Here is a 15,718-nt window from a genome sequence, read left to right as displayed (position 1 = left end):
GCTTTCAAGTTCAGAATGATCTCCGTTACGTCTTCCTTCACACCGGGAACCGTTGCAAACTCGTGCAGAACCCCATCGATTTGAACCGATGTAACTGCTGCCCCCGGTAACGAGGATAACAGAATACGGCGAAGCGAGTTTCCAAGCGTCGTGCCGTATCCGCGTTCCAGCGGTTCTACTACGAATTTTCCATAGGTGCCATCATCATTGACGTCAACCGTCTCAATTTTCGGCTTTTCGATTTCTATCACTGCAATATCCCTCCTTCAAAACGTCGCTCCTATATGAAACATTCACCTTATCCATAGTCTATCATGTAGTACACCTAAACATCCATTCTTGGCAGTTTGTGCCGGATCTATACTACACGCAGAGGAGAAATCTCATTAGACGCGACGACGTTTTGGAGGACGGCATCCGTTATGAGGTACCGGAGTTACGTCTTTGATCAGGTTAACTTCCAGACCAGCAGCTTGCAAAGAGCGAATTGCTGCTTCGCGACCTGCACCAGGTCCTTTAACCATGACTTCGACAGTCTTCATGCCGTGTTCCATAGCAGCTTTAGCAGCAGTTTCTGCGGCCATTTGTGCTGCGAATGGAGTAGATTTACGGGAACCACGGAATCCCATGCCGCCTGAGCTGGCCCAAGAGATTGCGTTACCGTGTGGATCTGTGATCGTAACGATCGTGTTGTTGAACGTGGAACGGATGTGTGCCACGCCACTCTCGATATTTTTACGGTCACGGCGTTTTGTGCGTACAACTTTTTTCGGTTTAGCCATTGAATGTTATCCTCCCTTCTTATTTCTTTTTGTTCGCTACAGTCCGACGAGGACCTTTACGGGTACGAGCATTAGTTTTAGTACGTTGTCCGCGAACAGGCAATCCACGACGGTGACGAACACCACGGTAGCAGCCAATCTCAGTCAGACGTTTAATATTCAAGGAAATTTCACGACGTAGATCGCCTTCTACTTTAACTTCTTTGTCGATCGTTTCACGTAATTTGCTCACTTCATCTTCAGTCAAATCACGAACACGCGTGTTTGCACTGATGCCTGTTTCCTTCAAAATTTTCTGAGAAGTCGTCTTACCGATTCCGAAAATGTAAGTCAAGGCGATCTCAACGCGTTTGTCACGTGGCAAATCCACACCAGCTATACGAGCCATTTTACGCTACACCCCCTTCTATTAACCTTGTTTTTGTTTGTGTTTCGGATTTTCGCAAATAACCATTACATTCCCTTTGCGGCGAATGACTTTGCATTTCTCGCAAATAGGTTTTACAGAAGGTCTTACCTTCATGTTGATTACCTCCTCCAAGCTTTACCCTGGTAAAACTCGCTTCGTGAACATTCACATCGTTTTGCCGAGCAAAACAAGTTTTTTTAAATGACATACGTTTAATAAAAACCTGCATGAATTACTTGCGGTACGTTATACGGCCTTTGGTTAAATCGTAAGGCGATAACTGTACAACCACCTTGTCGCCTGTCAAAATACGGATAAAGTGCATCCGCAGCTTTCCGGAAACATGAGCAAGAATTTGATGACCGTTCTCCAGCTCTACCTTGAACGTAGCGTTCGGCAGTGGCTCGATTACCGTACCTTCAACCTCAATGACATCTTCTTTGGCCAAAGTCAGTCTCCTTTCTCTTCAGCTTGGTATTCGGACGAGTCCAGGAAAGTTTTCACTGCATGCCGCAGTTTTCCGTTCGTCACCCGACCGCTTTCGTTTAAACTATTTACAATCTCGCTACTAATCTTTGGTTGAGGCACCAAATGAAGAACATTTTTCTTCTTCGCTTGATCAAACTTTCGTTTATCCCCATCCGCAATATACACAAACCTGCTATCTGCTATTGAAACGACAACCGCTATCTGTCCGGCACCTCTGCCCTTCAGAATCTTCACCAGCTGACCGATTTGCAGGTTTCCTTGCTGATTCATTCCAATCACCTACGCACTCAGTTTCGTGAAAATGTCCATGCCGTCCGCCTCGTCCGTCACCACTTGCTCAAAATGAGCACAAGAGATTACGTCCATCGTAACGACCGTCCAGTTGTCTTCCAGCGTCCCTACAAGGTGAGCACCTATTGGAATCATTGATTCAATAGCCAGCACAATGCCGGTTTTCAGCCTCGGCCCCTGTTCGGGAATACCACGGTTTGGATTCTCAATATATTGCCGAATGGCATGCGACATTGTAAACTGGCGAGGTTTTGTAATGACATCGCCTTTGTTTAACTTGCGTTTGCCGGGAAATCCGTGCACCAGTTGTTCGTTGACTGAAGCGCAAATGCTAGCAGGAAAACCGTTATAACCTTTAAAAGACGGCACAGCTCCCTGACTGCGAATATACCGATCAGCTAAATGATCAAGTTTACCGGTCGTAATACCGGGCTCGATGTGTCCTGCTAGAAAATGATCCGTTTCCGTATTCATTTTTCTAGCTTTCCTCATAAAGCTTGATTCCGTCCCCGACTTGCAAATGATCATTACAGCTAACCCCGCAACAAGGACACGATATTTTGGGAAACCACATCAATATCCTGTTCTCCGTCAATATGACGCAGAAGATTCTGGTTCTCATAAAACGTGAGGAGTGGTGCTGTTTTATTACTATATTCGTCAAGCCGTGTTCTTACGCTATCTTCGTTATCGTCAGGACGCTGATAGAGTTCACCACCGTCTTTATCGCAAATGCCTTCAACCTTAGGAGGATTAAAGACAATATGATAGCTAGCTCCGCAGCTTTTACAAACTCGCCGTCCTGTGATTCGTGCCAACAAGTTGTCACGATCCACTTTCAGGTTGATGACATCATCCAGTTTCGTATTCAAACGGCCCAAAATTTGATCCAATGCTTCAGCTTGAGCTAAAGTTCTTGGAAAACCGTCCAGCAAGAAACCTTTCTTGCAATCAGGCTGCTGCAACCGTTCTTCGACGATACCGATTGTAACATCATCCGGAACAAGTTCACCCTTGTCAATATACTCTTTGGCTTTAATGCCAATAGGTGTTCCCTGTTTCATCGCTAGGCGAAAAGCATCACCTGTCGAGATATGAGGAATGCCGAACTCCTTCACAATGACATCTGCTTGTGTACCTTTACCAGCCCCCGGAGGGCCCATGATCAAAATATTCACAATCTGTCACTCCTCAAGACGACCCCTACACAAGAAACAGCACAAAAGGTGCCGGTAAGCATGCGAACATCCTAAGCCGGTACCTATTGCCTATTTGTTGATGAAGCCTTTGTAATGGCGTTTGATCAGTTGGCTTTCGATTTGCTTCATCGTATCCAATGCTACACCAATAATGATGAGCAATGAAGTACCGCCAATTTGCACGGAACGAGGCAAGCCCGAAAGCGAACCGAAGAATACCGGCAAAACGGATATGACTGCCAGGAACAAAGCTCCTGTCATTGTCAAACGTGACATTACCCGTGTCAAATATTTCTCCGTGGCTTTACCTGGGCGAATGCCTGGGATATAACCGCCGTTTTTCTTCATATTGTCGGCCATTTGCTGCGGATTCATCTGTACAAAGGTATAGAAGAATGTGAAACCGATAATCATTACGACATACAAAACCATGCCTAGCGGCTTGTCATAATACAAGTAAGTGGTAACCCACTTAGCCCAAGCATGATCTGCCCAGAAACTCGCAATAATTGTCGGGAATTGCAGCAATGATACCGCAAAGATTACCGGAATAACGCCTGCCGCATTGATTTTCATCGGAATATGCGTATTCTGGCCACCGTACATTTTGTTGCCAACTACACGTTTCGCATATTGTACTGGGATTTTCCGAATACCCTGTTGGATGTAGATAACACCAACAATAATCAGAACAACCACCAAGGCAATGATAATTGCCTTCAGAATATTCATAAACAATTGGTCCGCTTGAATAAACTGAGATTCTACAATCGTACGAATATGTCTTGGAATACCTGCCGCGATTCCTGCGAAGATTACAATAGAGATACCATTGCCGATTCCCTTTTCGGTAATTTGCTCACCTAGCCACATAAGGAACGTAGTTCCTGCTGTAAGCACAATGGCAATAACCAGATAATCTGCAAAAGTAGCGCCTGGAATCATCGCTGCACCGTACAATCGATTGAAACCAATCGACGTTCCGAATGCTTGGATCAAGCCCAGTATTACAGTACCATACCGTGTAATTTGAGCCAATTTCTTTTTACCATGCTCTCCTTGTTTAGCCCATTCCGCAAGTTTCGGAATCACGTCCATTGACAGCAACTGTACAATGATGGACGCTGTAATATATGGCATAATCCCGAGGGCGAAGATTGAAAACTGATACAATGCGCCCCCTGAGAAGGTGTTAAGGAGTCCAAACAACTCGCTTCCTGTCTGATCCTGAGAAGTAAAGACCTGCTTATTCACGCCGGGAACCGGCACGAAGGAGCCAATACGATATACAAAAAGTATAAACAGGGTGAACAGGATTCGGGTTCTAAGATCCTCAACCCGCCATATATTTTTCAGGGTCTTGAACATTAGATCACCTCGGTTTTACCGCCGGCAGCTTCAATTTTCTCTACCGCAGATTGAGAGAACTTGTTCGCTTTAACTGTCAATTTCACAGTGATTTCACCGTTACCCAGAATTTTAATTCCGGATTTCGCGTTCTTCACAATACCATTGTTCAGTAAAAACTCAGGGCTTACTTCTGTACCCGCTGCAAAACTGTTCAAATCTTCGATATTCAAAACCGCATACTCTTTACGAGTAGGATTTACGAAACCGCGTTTAGGCAAGCGACGATACAGTGGGTTTTGACCACCCTCGAAGCCCGGACGTACACCACCGCCGGAACGAGCGTTTTGACCTTTATGACCACGACCAGAAGTTTTACCCGTACCGCTACTAGGACCACGACCCAAACGTTTACGTTCTTTGCGGGAGCCTGGAGCTGGGGAAAGCTCATGTAACTTCATCGTTCGTTGCACCTCCTTGATTATTGTTTAAAAACTTTATTTCTTAAGCCTCGATTTCTTTAACAGAAACCAAGTGGCTAACTTGATTAATCATCCCGCGAATTGCTGCATTGTCGGGTTGAACTACTTTATGGTTGATTTTACGCAAGCCGAGCGTTTTAACAGTCGTTCTCTGAGTACCAGGACGGCCGATCAACGAACGAACGAGGGTAATTTCTAATTTCGCCATGATATTCCCTCCTTAGCCCAGCAGCTCTTCGATAGATTTGCCGCGCAATTTAGCAACATCTTCAGCGCGTTTCAAGCGGGACAAACCTTCCAAAGTCGCATTGACCATATTCATGGAATTCGAAGAACCCAAAGATTTTGTCAAGATATCACCTACACCAGCGAGTTCCAGTACAGCACGAACTGGACCACCAGCGATAACTCCAGTACCTTCCGATGCCGGTTTCAACAGAACCCGGCCAGCACCGAACTTACCTGTAACAAGGTGAGGAATTGTTGTGCCTACGAGTGGAACGTGAACCAGGTTTTTCTTAGCATCTTCAATACCTTTGCGAATCGCATCAGGTACTTCGCCAGCTTTACCGATTCCAGCGCCTACCCAGCCGTTGCCGTCGCCCACTACTACCAGAGCACTGAAGCTGAAACGGCGTCCGCCTTTGACAACTTTAGCTACACGATTAATATTTACTACTCTTTCAGTCAGTTCCAAAGTATTCGGATCTACACGCAAGTCGTTAACCTCCTTTTGAGAAATGTCTTAGAATTCAAGGCCTGCTTCGCGAGCTGCATCAGCCAAAGCTTGAATCCGTCCATGATACAAGTATCCACCACGATCAAATACAATGTTAGCATGACCTTTTTCTTTCGCACGTTTAGCAACGAGTTCGCCAACCTTACGAGCTGCTTCTACGCTGCCACCGTTTTTGATTTCGCTGCTCAATTCTTTATCCATAGTGGATGCAGAAACCAAAGTTACACCAGCAACATCATCAATCAGTTGTGCATAGATATGCTTGGAAGAGCGGAATACGTTCAAACGAGGACGTACAGCCGTACCTTCGATTTTCTTACGTACACGCAGATGTCTTCTCACACGCGCTTTATTTTTATCTTGTTTTGTAATCATCTCAAGTTTTCACTCCCTTCAGTTTGCCTTTTAAGTCTTTATACTAAGACGCACTGGGTAAAAAAGAAGTACGAAGTCTTTCCAGTAGAAAGACCGCACAAAGTCGGTAAGAAACTTATTTCTTCTTACCGGCTTTACCTTCTTTACGGATGATGCGCTCGCCTTCGTATTTAATCCCTTTACCTTTGTACGGTTCAGGTTCACGAACGGAACGGATTTTAGCAGCATAGGCACCTACACGCTCTTTATCAATTCCGTGAACGATGATTTTAGTGTTCGAAGGAACTTCGAACTCGATGCCCGCTTCCGGTGAAATTTCAACCGGGTGAGAGTATCCAACGTTCAGAACGATTTTATCTCCGGATTTGCTTGCACGATATCCGACCCCAACCAGCTCCAGAGATTTTGAAAAGCCTTCAGTTACACCACTTACCATGTTGCTGACAACGCTGCGGGTTGTTCCATGCAAAGAGCGGTGAAGTTTGTTGTCCGAAGGACGAACTACATTAATTTCATTATTTTCCACAGTAACGGACATGTCTTTATGAAGCTCACGAGTCAATGTTCCTTTAGGACCTTTAACTGTGATCACTGTGTTGTTCAAAGTCACGTCAACACCACTTGGTACTGTGATTGGTTTACGACCAATACGGGACATATCTGTTGCACCTCCTATCTTTTAAACGTTAAATTACCAAACGTAGCAAACCACTTCTCCGCCGGCTTTGGACTGACGTGCTTCTTTATCAGTCATGATTCCTTTGGATGTTGAAATGATTGCGATCCCGAGTCCACCCAGAACGCGTGGAATCTCATTGCTCTTCGTGTAAACGCGAAGACCTGGTTTACTGATTCTTTTCAAACCTGTAATAACACGTTCGTTGTTCGCACCGTATTTCAAGAAAATACGGATGATCCCTTGTTTGCTATCTTCAACAAATTCCGCATCACGAATGAATCCTTCACGTTTCAGGATGTCGGCGATTTGTTTTTTCATTGTAGATGCAGGCATTTCTACTGTTTCGTGGCGAACAGTGTTCGCGTTACGAATACGAGTAAGCATATCTGCAATTGGATCAGACATAGTCATTGTGTATAAACCTCCTTCCCAAACAGGACTTTTTACCAGCTTGCTTTTTTCACGCCAGGAATCTGGCCTTTATAAGCTAATTCACGGAAGCAAATTCTGCAGATCTTAAACTTTTGCAGCACCGAATGTGGACGACCACAACGTTCGCAACGAGTATAAGCACGAACTTTAAACTTTGGTGCGCGTTGTTGTTTGACTTTCATTGAAGTTTTTGCCACTTAGCCTGACACCTCCTAAATAGTTTCGGAGAACAGGGTGTCTTTAAATCAGACGCCCAAAACGTTATGCCAACATTATTTCGCGAAAGGCATGCCCAGCTGAGTCAGAAGCTCACGGGACTCTTCGTCAGTCTTGGCAGTCGTTACGATAACGATATCCATACCACGAACTTTATCAACTTGATCGTACTCAATTTCCGGGAAAATCAACTGTTCTTTCAGACCAAGCGTGTAGTTACCACGTCCGTCGAAAGCTTTTGTTGATACACCATGGAAGTCGCGTACGCGAGGGAGTGTGATGTTGAACAATTTGTCCAAGAAGTAATACATACGCTCACCACGAAGTGTTACCTTTACACCGATCGGCATGTTTTCACGCAATTTAAAACCTGCGATAGATTTTTTTGCGCGAGTGATAACTGGCTTTTGACCAGCGATCAGCTGCATGTCGTTGAGAGCAGAATCAAGCACTTTGGAGTTTTGAACTGCGTCGCCAACACCCATGTTGATTACAACTTTCTCGATTTTAGGCACTTGCATCACTGTTGTATAGTTGAACTTCTGCATCAAAGCAGGAGTGATTTCTTTCAAGAAACGTTCTTTCATTCTTGTTGTTGCCATGAATCATAGTCCTCCTTTCTTCAAAAAAATAATTAGTCGATCACTTCGCCTGAACGTTTTGCAATACGTACTTTTTTGCCATTGTCCAAAACTTTGTAACCAACACGAGTTACTTTTCCGCTCTTCGGATCAATGTGCATAACGTTGGAAACGTGAATCGGAGCTTCCTTCTCGATGATCCCGCCTTGTGGATTCAGCTGATTAGGCTTTTGGTGTTTTTTAATCATGTTAACACCTTCCACAAGCACACGGTTTTGACGAGGGTAAGCAGCGATAACGCGACCTTTTTTACCTTTATCTTTACCAGTAATCACCAGAACAGTGTCGTCTTTTTTGACGTGCAGCTTGTTGTTATGGGATTCCAGAACTTTTTTCACTTTTGGCATTTCGTACACCTCCTACGGGCACAATTTAAGGTGAATTTAGATCACTTCCGGAGCCAAGGAAACGATTTTCATGAAGTCTTTGTCACGAAGTTCGCGAGCAACTGGTCCGAAAATACGAGTACCACGTGGGCTCTTGTCTTCTTTAACGACCACTGCTGCGTTCTCATCAAATCCGATGTAGGAACCGTCTTTACGGCGGATAGAACGTTTAGTACGAACAACAACCGCTCTTACTACATCACCCTTTTTGACAACGCCGCCTGGTGTTGCTTGTTTTACGGAACAAACGATCAGGTCACCAATTTGAGCTGTACGACGTCCCGTTCCACCGAGCACACGGATACACATCAGTTCCTTCGCGCCGGAATTGTCGGCTACAGTCAAACGTGTAAATGGTTGAATCATTTATTTATCCTCCTTTCGGAAAAACTACACTACATTAGATTATAACAGCTTTTTCAACGATTTCGACCAGTCTCCAGTTTTTGTCTTTGGACAAAGGACGAGTTTCCATGATTTTAACAGTATCACCGATTTGTGCAGTGTTGTTTTCATCATGAGCTTTGAATTTTTTAGTCACTTTGATGCGTTTATGGTAGAGATCATGTTTTTTGTAAGTTTCTACAGCAATCACAATCGTTTTGTCCATTTTGTCGCTGACTACTTTACCGACTAATACTTTACGGGCATTACGTTCGCTCATTGTTGGCCTCCTTCCTAATTACAGGCGGAATTTCCACCCGGTCTAATATCTTAGCTAATCCCAAGTTCTCTTTCACGGATCACAGTTTTAGCACGAGCAATTTCCTTACGCACAGCGCCGATCCGAGTCGGGTTATCAAGCTGACCGGTAGCGAGTTGAAAACGAAGGTTAAAAAGTTCTTCTTTAAAACCGGAGATCTTTTGTTCGATTTCAGCAGTGGTAAGATTGCGGAATTCACTAGCCTTCATTTGCTTCACCACCCAATTCTTCACGTTTCACAAACTTAGTTTTGATTGGCAGTTTGTGAGCGGCAAGACGCATTGCTTCACGAGCAATCTCTTCCGGTACACCAGCAAGTTCAAACATGATCTTACCTGGTTTCACTACTGCAACCCATTTTTCTACGTTACCTTTACCACTACCCATACGAACCTCAAGAGGCTTTTGAGTAATTGGTTTGTCAGGGAAAATTTTAATCCAAACCTTACCACCACGTTTGATGTAACGAGTCATCGCAATACGAGCAGCTTCGATTTGACGGTTAGTGATCCATGCTGGTTCAGTAGCTTGCAAACCGTACTCACCAAAATTCAGTGTAGTACCGCCTTTTGCACGACCCTTCATGTGACCACGTTGTTGTTTACGATGTTTTACGCGTTTAGGTACCAACATGATTAGTTGCCTCCTTCCTGAGGAGCTTGTTTCTTAGCTGGAGGAAGAACCTCTCCACGATAGATCCACACTTTTACGCCAAGACGGCCATAAGTAGTATGAGCCTCTGCTGTACCGTAGTCGATGTCAGCACGAAGCGTATGCAGTGGAACAGTTCCTTCGCTGTACCCTTCGGAACGAGCGATTTCGGCACCGCCAAGACGTCCGCCTACTTGAGTTTTAATTCCTTTTGCACCAGAACGCATAGTTCTTTGGATTGCTTGTTTCAACGCACGACGGAAAGAAACACGACGTTCCAATTGTTGTGCAATGCTTTCAGCAACGAGAATTGCGTCCAGTTCAGGATTTTTAATTTCAGAGATATTGATGTGTACCTTTTTACCGCCTGCGATTTTAGTGATTTCATTACGCAGATTTTCAACTTCGGAACCACCCTTACCGATAACCATACCTGGTTTCGCAGTGTGAATCGTTACGTTGACACGGTTAGCTGCTCTCTCGATTTCAACACGGGATACAGCGGAGTCTTTCAATCTTTTTTTCAGATGCTCACGAATCTTAACGTCTTCCAGCAAAAGATCACCGAAATCTTTGCCTGCATACCATTTGGATTCCCAATCACGGATAATACCGATTCGGAGTCCGACGGGATTTACCTTTTGGCCCACACGTTTTCCCTCCTTATTTTTCAGATACCACCAGAGTAATATGACTGGTGCGTTTGTTGATGCGGCTTGCACGACCCATTGCACGCGGGCGGAATCGTTTCATTGTAGGACCTTGGTTTACAAAAACCTCAGACACTACCAATTTATTTACGTCCATAGAGTAGTTGTGATCTGCATTCGCGATCGCAGAATTCAACAATTTCTCAACGACTGGAGAAGCGGATTTCGGAGTGTGACGAAGAATTGCAATCGCCTCACCTACCTGCTTGCCACGAATCAAATCGATAACAAGTTTCACTTTGCGAGCGGAAATCCGCACGGACTTAGCATGTGCTTTTGCTTCCATTGAGTTACCTCCTCTCAAACACTACGCTGTGTTGATTATCTTCTTGTTTTCTTATCGTCATCTGTATGGCCTTTGTACGTACGCGTTGGAGCGAATTCGCCCAATTTGTGTCCAACCATATCTTCCGTTACGTATACAGGTACGTGTTTACGACCATCATATACACCAAACGTGTGTCCGATAAATTGCGGGAAAATCGTAGAGCGACGGGACCAAGTTTTGATCACGACTTTTTTGTCAGACTCGTTCAAAACCTCTACTTTTTTCAACAGGTAACCATCAATAAATGGTCCTTTTTTGAGACTGCGACCCATTTGTGAATCCTCCCTTCGTTAAAACGTAGTCGTTCTTTAATATGTTAACGTGCGACTTAAGCGCACGTTTTATTACTTAGTACGACGACGAACGATGTACTTATCAGATGCTTTACCTTTTTTACGTGTTTTGTAACCAAGGGTTGGTTTGCCCCATGGAGACATTGGAGATTTACGTCCGATTGGAGCGCGACCTTCACCACCACCGTGTGGGTGATCGTTAGGGTTCATAACAACACCGCGAACTTCAGGACGTTGTCCCAACCAACGACTACGACCAGCTTTACCGATCTTAACAAGCTCGTGGTCTTCGTTACCTACAGAACCGATTGTAGCACGGCAAACTTTCAGAATGCGACGTACTTCACCAGAGGTCAAACGAATTGTAACATACTTCTCTTCTTTACCAAGAAGTTGGGCTTCCGTACCAGCAGCGCGAACAAGTTGGCCACCTTTACCCGGTTTCAATTCGATATTGTGGATAACCGTACCTACTGGAATGTTTTCCAACGGCAAGGAGTTACCGATTTTAATATCGGAGTCCGGACCGGATACCACTACATCTCCTACTTTCAGACCTTTAGGAGCGATGATGTAACGTTTTTCACCATCCACATAGTGGATAAGTGCGATGTTGGACGTACGGTTTGGATCATATTCGATCGTAGCAACGCGGCCCGGTATTCCATCTTTGTTACGTTTGAAGTCAATAATACGGTATTTACGTTTGTGTCCGCCGCCATGATGACGAACTGTAATTTTACCTTGGTTATTACGTCCAGCTTGCTTGCTCAGAGGTGCTAGCAACGATTTCTCGGGCTGATTTGTTGTGATCTCCTCGAAAGTAGATACAGACATTGCACGTCTGGCCGGGGACGTCGGTTTATACTTTTTAATTGGCACTGAGTTTCCCTCCTTACTTTACAGATTCAATTATACTGTTTCAAAAAACTCAAGCGGCTTACTGTCTTTGCTCAGCGTTACGAACGCTTTTTTCCACTCGCTCGTATAGCCGGAATGACGTCCGTAGCGTTTTGGTTTCGCAGGCACACGAAGTGTATTAACATTACTTACTTTCACGTTAAAAATCGCTTCGATTGCTTTCTTAACTTCGACTTTATTGGAACGAATGTCAACTTCGAAAACATATTTCAAGTCATTCATCATACCAGCCGTACGTTCGGTGATAATCGGACGTTTGATAATATCACGAGGATCCTTCATTACGCGAGCACCTCCTCTACCTTCTGAACTGCTTCCTTCGTAATGATCAGTTTGTCGTGTCCAAGCACATCAAGAACATTAATGCCGTCTGCGGCTACAAACTTCACACCAGGAATATTACGAGCGGACAGTGCTACATTATCATCATAGCTAGGAGCTACAATCAATGCTTTACGATCAGCTTTAAGGTTATTCAAAATGGCTGCGAATTCTTTCGTTTTAGGTCCGTTCAGTGTAAGAGCGTCCAATACGATGATTTCATTCTCAATCACTTTGGATGACAATGCCGATTTGATCGCCAGACGACGAACTTTTTTAGGCAATTTGTAAGCATAGCTGCGTGGAGTCGGACCGAATACAGTACCGCCACCAACCCATTGTGGTGCACGAATCGAACCTTGACGAGCGCGACCAGTACCTTTTTGTTTCCAAGGTTTACGTCCGCCGCCACGTACTTCAGAACGTCCTTTTACTTTGTGAGTACCTTGACGCAGGGAAGCCAATTGCATAACAACAGCGTCATGAAGAACGTGTTTATTCGGTTCAATACCGAATACTGCATCGTTTAATTCAATTTCGCCAACTTGGCTGCCGCTAATATTAAATAGTGCTACTTTTGGCATTTTGTGTTCCTCCTTTCTTCAGTTAATTATTTTTTCACCGTTTCTAATACTTTAACGAAGCTGTTTTTAGGTCCTGGAATGGATCCTTTCACGAGCAATACATTACGTTCTGTATCGATCTTAACAACTTCAAGGCGTTGGATCGTTACCGTTTCATGCCCCATGTGTCCTGGCAGGTGTTTACCTTTAGGAACGCGGTTAGCTTGAATGGAACCCATAGAACCTGGACCTCTGTGATAACGCGAGCCGTGTGCCATTGGTCCGCGGCTTTGTCCCCAACGTTTGATAACGCCGGCAAAACCTTTACCTTTAGAAATACCTGTTACGTCAACGAATTCGCCTTCTGTGAAGACATCAGCCTTCAGTTCTTGGCCAACCTCGTACGCAGCAAGGTCGATGCCACGAAGTTCACGAACGTAGCGCTTAGGCGCAGTATTTGCTTTTTTAGCATGTCCTGCTTCAGGTTTATTGGATCTTTTTTCTTTTTTATCAGAGAATCCGAGTTGGATAGCTTCGTATCCATCGTTTTCCAGATCTTTCTTTTGCAGAACAACACAAGGACCAGCTTCGATAACCGTAACAGCAAGTACGTTACCTTCAGGGGTAAAAACTTGAGTCATTCCGAGTTTTTTTCCTAAGATACCTTTCATGTTGACACCTCTTTTCTTTTCCTAATTACATATTACAATTTAATTTCGATATCTACACCGGACGGCAGGTCCAAGCGCATCAAGGCATCCACAGTTTGTGGAGTCGGATTAACAATATCGATCAAACGCTTGTGTGTGCGCATTTCGAATTGTTCCCGAGAATCCTTGTACTTGTGTACCGCACGGAGAATAGTAATGATTTGTTTTTCAGTTGGCAGCGGAATTGGTCCGGAAACACCTGCACCCGAACGTTTAGCTGTTTCAACAATTTTCTCAGCGGATTGATCAAGAATTCTGTGATCGTAAGCTTTCAAACGAATACGAATTTTTTGCTTTGCCATTTTAGTCCCTCCTTCTATCGCCCAATTTGGTATCGGACATACTCCGTGAAAATTTTCTAACAGCCCTCCCATGGCAAAGGGGCCGGGTGTGTCAGTAACCTCTCACATCATCGCACAGTCACAAACAACATTAGTTATTATATCGAATAGTTCTGCCTATTGCAAGCAAAAACGAAAAAAAACAATATATCTTATTTTCAAAGATACAATTGTGCTCGCAGCTCGCTGTTCTTCTTCAAGAGAAAAGCCCCCGCACCATGGCAGGGGCTCGTTTTACTTCGTTCCAATACGATGTTACTCGTTCCAGTACAATGTTGCTATATTCAAGGCTCGTAGCCTTATTATTTGGAGATTGTTGCTACAGCGCCTGCACCAACTGTGCGACCACCTTCACGAATGGAGAACTTAGTTCCTTCTTCAATCGCGATTGGGCTGATCAGTTGAACAGTAACTGTAATGTTATCACCAGGCATTACCATTTCGGAACCTTCTGGCAAAGTGATGATACCAGTTACGTCAGTTGTACGGAAGTAGAACTGTGGACGGTAACCAGTGAAGAAAGGTTTGTGACGTCCACCTTCTTCTTTAGTCAAAACGTAGATTTGAGCAGAGAATTCTGTATGTGGGTTAACAGAACCTGGCTTAGCCAATACTTGACCACGCTCGATTTGTGCACGATCTACACCGCGAAGCAGTGCGCCGATGTTGTCACCAGCTTGAGCGGAATCAAGCAATTTACGGAACATTTCTACGCCTGTTACTACGGATTTACGGGATTCTTCTTGAATACCAATGATTTCGATTTCGTCGCCCACTTTAACTGTACCACGCTCTACACGGCCTGTAGCAACTGTACCACGACCAGTGATGGAGAATACGTCCTCGACAGGCATAAGGAAAGGCTTGTCAGTGTCGCGTTCTGGAGTTGGGATGTAAGTGTCGATTGTTTCGAACATTTCAACGATTTTCTTAGCCCAATCGCCATCTGGGTTTTGCAGTGCTTCACGAGCGGAACCGCGAGTGATTGGAGTGTCGTCGCCTGGGAAGTCATACTCGCTCAGCAAGTCGCGAACTTCCATTTCAACCAATTCCAGCAACTCTTCGTCTTCAACCATGTCGCATTTGTTCAGGAATACTACGATGTATGGAACACCTACTTGACGGGACAAGAGGATGTGTTCGCGAGTTTGTGGCATAGGGCCGTCAGCTGCGGATACAACCAGAATCGCTCCGTCCATTTGAGCAGCACCAGTGATCATGTTTTTAACATAGTCAGCGTGACCTGGGCAGTCAACGTGTGCATAGTGACGGTTAGGTGTTTCGTATTCCACGTGTGCAGTGGAGATTGTGATACCGCGTTCGCGCTCTTCTGGAGCTTTATCGATTTGATCGAATGCTACAGCAGCACCACCGTAAGTTTTGGAAAGTACAGTTGTGATTGCAGCAGTCAAAGTTGTTTTACCATGATCGACGTGACCAATTGTACCGATATTAACGTGCGGTTTGTTACGTTCAAACTTAGCCTTTGCCATTTGAACAATTCCTCCTCAATAACATGTTTTATTTTAGGCTGTCAGAAACCTCTAGAAACTAGAGTATCCGATCAGCAAATACATTGTATTACTCGCCGCCTTTGGTTTTAGCAACGATCTCCTCAGCGATGCTCTTCGGAACTTCTTCATAGTGATGAAGCTCCATGGAGAACACACCGCGTCCTTGTGTACCGGAACGAAGTGTAGTGGAATATCC

At 44.6% G+C, this 15,718-nt stretch carries 31 protein-coding genes and 1 pseudogene; all 32 read right to left on the bottom strand.

The genetic code is table 11. The annotated features are described in order from the left end of the window. A pseudogene (locus tag AC5V8P_RS14060) lies at positions 1-251 on the bottom strand (DNA-directed RNA polymerase subunit alpha); the annotation flags it as partial. 135 nt (positions 252-386) lie between these two features. Next, positions 387-782: a 30S ribosomal protein S11 gene (gene rpsK, locus AC5V8P_RS14055; protein WP_007432559.1), complete on the bottom strand. Its 396-nt coding sequence runs from the start codon at positions 780-782 to the stop codon at positions 387-389. Between the two features lie 19 nt (positions 783-801). Further along, positions 802-1,170 (bottom strand): 30S ribosomal protein S13, encoded by a 369-nt coding sequence (rpsM, locus tag AC5V8P_RS14050; RefSeq protein ID WP_007432560.1) that lies wholly within the window; start codon positions 1,168-1,170, stop codon positions 802-804. A gap of 21 nt (positions 1,171-1,191) precedes the next feature. Further along, a complete protein-coding gene (gene rpmJ, locus AC5V8P_RS14045; RefSeq protein WP_003333770.1) occupies positions 1,192-1,305 on the bottom strand; it encodes a 50S ribosomal protein L36 in 114 nt (37 codons plus the stop codon). 118 nt (positions 1,306-1,423) lie between these two features. Beyond that, on the bottom strand, positions 1,424-1,639 hold the full coding sequence (infA, locus tag AC5V8P_RS14040) for a translation initiation factor IF-1 (protein WP_006212898.1): 216 nt from the start codon (positions 1,637-1,639) through the stop codon (positions 1,424-1,426). Between the two features lie 2 nt (positions 1,640-1,641). Then, complete coding sequence (locus AC5V8P_RS14035) at positions 1,642-1,950, bottom strand: KOW domain-containing RNA-binding protein (protein WP_013373256.1); 309 nt, start codon at positions 1,948-1,950, stop codon at positions 1,642-1,644. A 9-nt stretch (positions 1,951-1,959) separates the two neighbouring features. After that, the gene (locus tag AC5V8P_RS14030; protein WP_064795932.1) at positions 1,960-2,499 is read right to left on the bottom strand and encodes a M24 family metallopeptidase; all 540 of its coding nucleotides are present in this window, start codon (positions 2,497-2,499) and stop codon (positions 1,960-1,962) included. A 5-nt stretch (positions 2,500-2,504) separates the two neighbouring features. After that, on the bottom strand, positions 2,505-3,149 hold the full coding sequence (locus AC5V8P_RS14025; RefSeq protein WP_013373258.1) for an adenylate kinase: 645 nt from the start codon (positions 3,147-3,149) through the stop codon (positions 2,505-2,507). Positions 3,150-3,239: 90 nt separating this feature from the next. After that, a complete protein-coding gene (secY, locus tag AC5V8P_RS14020) occupies positions 3,240-4,538 on the bottom strand; it encodes a preprotein translocase subunit SecY (protein WP_064795933.1) in 1,299 nt (432 codons plus the stop codon). Continuing rightward, positions 4,538-4,978 (bottom strand): 50S ribosomal protein L15, encoded by a 441-nt coding sequence (gene rplO / locus AC5V8P_RS14015; RefSeq protein WP_013312149.1) that lies wholly within the window; start codon positions 4,976-4,978, stop codon positions 4,538-4,540. The genes secY and rplO overlap by 1 nt, the downstream gene beginning before the upstream one ends. Positions 4,979-5,021: 43 nt before the next feature. Then, complete coding sequence (rpmD, locus tag AC5V8P_RS14010; RefSeq protein ID WP_013373260.1) at positions 5,022-5,207, bottom strand: 50S ribosomal protein L30; 186 nt, start codon at positions 5,205-5,207, stop codon at positions 5,022-5,024. A 12-nt stretch (positions 5,208-5,219) separates the two neighbouring features. Beyond that, positions 5,220-5,717, bottom strand: a complete 498-nt coding sequence (rpsE, locus tag AC5V8P_RS14005) for a 30S ribosomal protein S5 (protein ID WP_013373261.1) — start codon at positions 5,715-5,717, stop codon at positions 5,220-5,222. A 27-nt stretch (positions 5,718-5,744) separates the two neighbouring features. Next, positions 5,745-6,113 carry a 50S ribosomal protein L18 gene (gene rplR, locus AC5V8P_RS14000; RefSeq protein WP_007432568.1) on the bottom strand — a complete coding sequence of 123 codons (369 nt, stop codon included), beginning with the start codon at positions 6,111-6,113 and terminating at the stop codon, positions 5,745-5,747. 115 nt (positions 6,114-6,228) lie between these two features. After that, entirely contained in the window at positions 6,229-6,771 is a 543-nt protein-coding gene (gene rplF, locus AC5V8P_RS13995; RefSeq protein ID WP_063211159.1) for a 50S ribosomal protein L6, read from the bottom strand. Positions 6,772-6,804: 33 nt separating this feature from the next. Next, complete coding sequence (rpsH, locus tag AC5V8P_RS13990; protein WP_007432570.1) at positions 6,805-7,203, bottom strand: 30S ribosomal protein S8; 399 nt, start codon at positions 7,201-7,203, stop codon at positions 6,805-6,807. Between the two features lie 32 nt (positions 7,204-7,235). Continuing rightward, the gene (locus AC5V8P_RS13985; RefSeq protein WP_010348808.1) at positions 7,236-7,421 is read right to left on the bottom strand and encodes a type Z 30S ribosomal protein S14; all 186 of its coding nucleotides are present in this window, start codon (positions 7,419-7,421) and stop codon (positions 7,236-7,238) included. Positions 7,422-7,496: 75 nt separating this feature from the next. Further along, on the bottom strand, positions 7,497-8,042 hold the full coding sequence (gene rplE, locus AC5V8P_RS13980; protein ID WP_007432571.1) for a 50S ribosomal protein L5: 546 nt from the start codon (positions 8,040-8,042) through the stop codon (positions 7,497-7,499). Positions 8,043-8,074: 32 nt separating this feature from the next. Further along, positions 8,075-8,428: a 50S ribosomal protein L24 gene (gene rplX / locus AC5V8P_RS13975; protein ID WP_013312155.1), complete on the bottom strand. Its 354-nt coding sequence runs from the start codon at positions 8,426-8,428 to the stop codon at positions 8,075-8,077. Between the two features lie 36 nt (positions 8,429-8,464). Continuing rightward, the gene (rplN, locus tag AC5V8P_RS13970) at positions 8,465-8,833 is read right to left on the bottom strand and encodes a 50S ribosomal protein L14 (protein WP_007432573.1); all 369 of its coding nucleotides are present in this window, start codon (positions 8,831-8,833) and stop codon (positions 8,465-8,467) included. A gap of 34 nt (positions 8,834-8,867) precedes the next feature. Then, positions 8,868-9,131: a 30S ribosomal protein S17 gene (rpsQ, locus tag AC5V8P_RS13965; RefSeq protein WP_007432574.1), complete on the bottom strand. Its 264-nt coding sequence runs from the start codon at positions 9,129-9,131 to the stop codon at positions 8,868-8,870. A 50-nt stretch (positions 9,132-9,181) separates the two neighbouring features. Then, complete coding sequence (gene rpmC / locus AC5V8P_RS13960; RefSeq protein ID WP_007432575.1) at positions 9,182-9,379, bottom strand: 50S ribosomal protein L29; 198 nt, start codon at positions 9,377-9,379, stop codon at positions 9,182-9,184. Next, positions 9,369-9,803 carry a 50S ribosomal protein L16 gene (gene rplP, locus AC5V8P_RS13955; protein WP_007432576.1) on the bottom strand — a complete coding sequence of 145 codons (435 nt, stop codon included), beginning with the start codon at positions 9,801-9,803 and terminating at the stop codon, positions 9,369-9,371. Before rplP ends, rpmC begins: the two co-directional genes overlap by 11 nt. 2 nt (positions 9,804-9,805) lie before the next feature. Further along, complete coding sequence (gene rpsC / locus AC5V8P_RS13950) at positions 9,806-10,471, bottom strand: 30S ribosomal protein S3 (RefSeq protein ID WP_007432577.1); 666 nt, start codon at positions 10,469-10,471, stop codon at positions 9,806-9,808. Positions 10,472-10,484: 13 nt separating this feature from the next. After that, positions 10,485-10,817 carry a 50S ribosomal protein L22 gene (gene rplV, locus AC5V8P_RS13945; RefSeq protein ID WP_007432578.1) on the bottom strand — a complete coding sequence of 111 codons (333 nt, stop codon included), beginning with the start codon at positions 10,815-10,817 and terminating at the stop codon, positions 10,485-10,487. A gap of 35 nt (positions 10,818-10,852) precedes the next feature. Continuing rightward, a complete protein-coding gene (rpsS, locus tag AC5V8P_RS13940) occupies positions 10,853-11,131 on the bottom strand; it encodes a 30S ribosomal protein S19 (RefSeq protein WP_007432579.1) in 279 nt (92 codons plus the stop codon). Positions 11,132-11,203: 72 nt separating this feature from the next. Then, complete coding sequence (gene rplB, locus AC5V8P_RS13935; protein ID WP_016818651.1) at positions 11,204-12,034, bottom strand: 50S ribosomal protein L2; 831 nt, start codon at positions 12,032-12,034, stop codon at positions 11,204-11,206. Positions 12,035-12,064: 30 nt separating this feature from the next. After that, positions 12,065-12,355 carry a 50S ribosomal protein L23 gene (gene rplW / locus AC5V8P_RS13930; protein ID WP_013373266.1) on the bottom strand — a complete coding sequence of 97 codons (291 nt, stop codon included), beginning with the start codon at positions 12,353-12,355 and terminating at the stop codon, positions 12,065-12,067. Continuing rightward, positions 12,355-12,978 carry a 50S ribosomal protein L4 gene (gene rplD / locus AC5V8P_RS13925; RefSeq protein ID WP_013312160.1) on the bottom strand — a complete coding sequence of 208 codons (624 nt, stop codon included), beginning with the start codon at positions 12,976-12,978 and terminating at the stop codon, positions 12,355-12,357. Before rplD ends, rplW begins: the two co-directional genes overlap by 1 nt. Before the next feature lie 26 nt (positions 12,979-13,004). After that, entirely contained in the window at positions 13,005-13,628 is a 624-nt protein-coding gene (gene rplC, locus AC5V8P_RS13920) for a 50S ribosomal protein L3 (RefSeq protein ID WP_013312161.1), read from the bottom strand. Between the two features lie 32 nt (positions 13,629-13,660). After that, on the bottom strand, positions 13,661-13,969 hold the full coding sequence (rpsJ, locus tag AC5V8P_RS13915; RefSeq protein ID WP_005544556.1) for a 30S ribosomal protein S10: 309 nt from the start codon (positions 13,967-13,969) through the stop codon (positions 13,661-13,663). A 341-nt stretch (positions 13,970-14,310) separates the two neighbouring features. Next, complete coding sequence (gene tuf, locus AC5V8P_RS13910) at positions 14,311-15,501, bottom strand: elongation factor Tu (RefSeq protein ID WP_013373267.1); 1,191 nt, start codon at positions 15,499-15,501, stop codon at positions 14,311-14,313. A gap of 88 nt (positions 15,502-15,589) precedes the next feature. After that, a partial coding sequence (locus AC5V8P_RS13905) for a hypothetical protein (protein ID WP_495473685.1) occupies positions 15,590-15,718 on the bottom strand: 129 nt, incomplete at its 5' end.

Source organism: Paenibacillus sp. N119s, assembly GCF_059447605.1.
Note: the sequence above shows the minus strand (reverse complement) of the source record. Positions and strands in the feature narration are given on the sequence as shown.

Coding starts and splice junctions, on each gene's coding strand:
- rpsK (WP_007432559.1), bottom strand. CDS start 782: ATGGCTAAACCGAAAAAAGTTGTACGCACAAAACGCCGTGACCGTAAA.
- rpsM (WP_007432560.1), bottom strand. CDS start 1,170: ATGGCTCGTATAGCTGGTGTGGATTTGCCACGTGACAAACGCGTTGAG.
- rpmJ (WP_003333770.1), bottom strand. CDS start 1,305: ATGAAGGTAAGACCTTCTGTAAAACCTATTTGCGAGAAATGCAAAGTC.
- AC5V8P_RS14035 (WP_013373256.1), bottom strand. CDS start 1,950: ATGAATCAGCAAGGAAACCTGCAAATCGGTCAGCTGGTGAAGATTCTG.
- AC5V8P_RS14030 (WP_064795932.1), bottom strand. CDS start 2,499: ATGATCATTTGCAAGTCGGGGACGGAATCAAGCTTTATGAGGAAAGCT.
- secY (WP_064795933.1), bottom strand. CDS start 4,538: ATGTTCAAGACCCTGAAAAATATATGGCGGGTTGAGGATCTTAGAACC.
- rplO (WP_013312149.1), bottom strand. CDS start 4,978: ATGAAGTTACATGAGCTTTCCCCAGCTCCAGGCTCCCGCAAAGAACGT.
- rpmD (WP_013373260.1), bottom strand. CDS start 5,207: ATGGCGAAATTAGAAATTACCCTCGTTCGTTCGTTGATCGGCCGTCCT.
- rplR (WP_007432568.1), bottom strand. CDS start 6,113: ATGATTACAAAACAAGATAAAAATAAAGCGCGTGTGAGAAGACATCTG.
- rplF (WP_063211159.1), bottom strand. CDS start 6,771: ATGTCCCGTATTGGTCGTAAACCAATCACAGTACCAAGTGGTGTTGAC.
- rpsH (WP_007432570.1), bottom strand. CDS start 7,203: ATGACTATGTCTGATCCAATTGCAGATATGCTTACTCGTATTCGTAAC.
- rplE (WP_007432571.1), bottom strand. CDS start 8,042: ATGGCAACAACAAGAATGAAAGAACGTTTCTTGAAAGAAATCACTCCT.
- rplX (WP_013312155.1), bottom strand. CDS start 8,428: ATGCCAAAAGTGAAAAAAGTTCTGGAATCCCATAACAACAAGCTGCAC.
- rplN (WP_007432573.1), bottom strand. CDS start 8,833: ATGATTCAACCATTTACACGTTTGACTGTAGCCGACAATTCCGGCGCG.
- rpsQ (WP_007432574.1), bottom strand. CDS start 9,131: ATGAGCGAACGTAATGCCCGTAAAGTATTAGTCGGTAAAGTAGTCAGC.
- rpmC (WP_007432575.1), bottom strand. CDS start 9,379: ATGAAGGCTAGTGAATTCCGCAATCTTACCACTGCTGAAATCGAACAA.
- rplP (WP_007432576.1), bottom strand. CDS start 9,803: ATGTTGGTACCTAAACGCGTAAAACATCGTAAACAACAACGTGGTCAC.
- rplV (WP_007432578.1), bottom strand. CDS start 10,817: ATGGAAGCAAAAGCACATGCTAAGTCCGTGCGGATTTCCGCTCGCAAA.
- rpsS (WP_007432579.1), bottom strand. CDS start 11,131: ATGGGTCGCAGTCTCAAAAAAGGACCATTTATTGATGGTTACCTGTTG.
- rplW (WP_013373266.1), bottom strand. CDS start 12,355: ATGAAGGATCCTCGTGATATTATCAAACGTCCGATTATCACCGAACGT.
- rplD (WP_013312160.1), bottom strand. CDS start 12,978: ATGCCAAAAGTAGCACTATTTAATATTAGCGGCAGCCAAGTTGGCGAA.
- rplC (WP_013312161.1), bottom strand. CDS start 13,628: ATGAAAGGTATCTTAGGAAAAAAACTCGGAATGACTCAAGTTTTTACC.
- rpsJ (WP_005544556.1), bottom strand. CDS start 13,969: ATGGCAAAGCAAAAAATTCGTATTCGTTTGAAAGCTTACGATCACAGA.
- tuf (WP_013373267.1), bottom strand. CDS start 15,501: ATGGCAAAGGCTAAGTTTGAACGTAACAAACCGCACGTTAATATCGGT.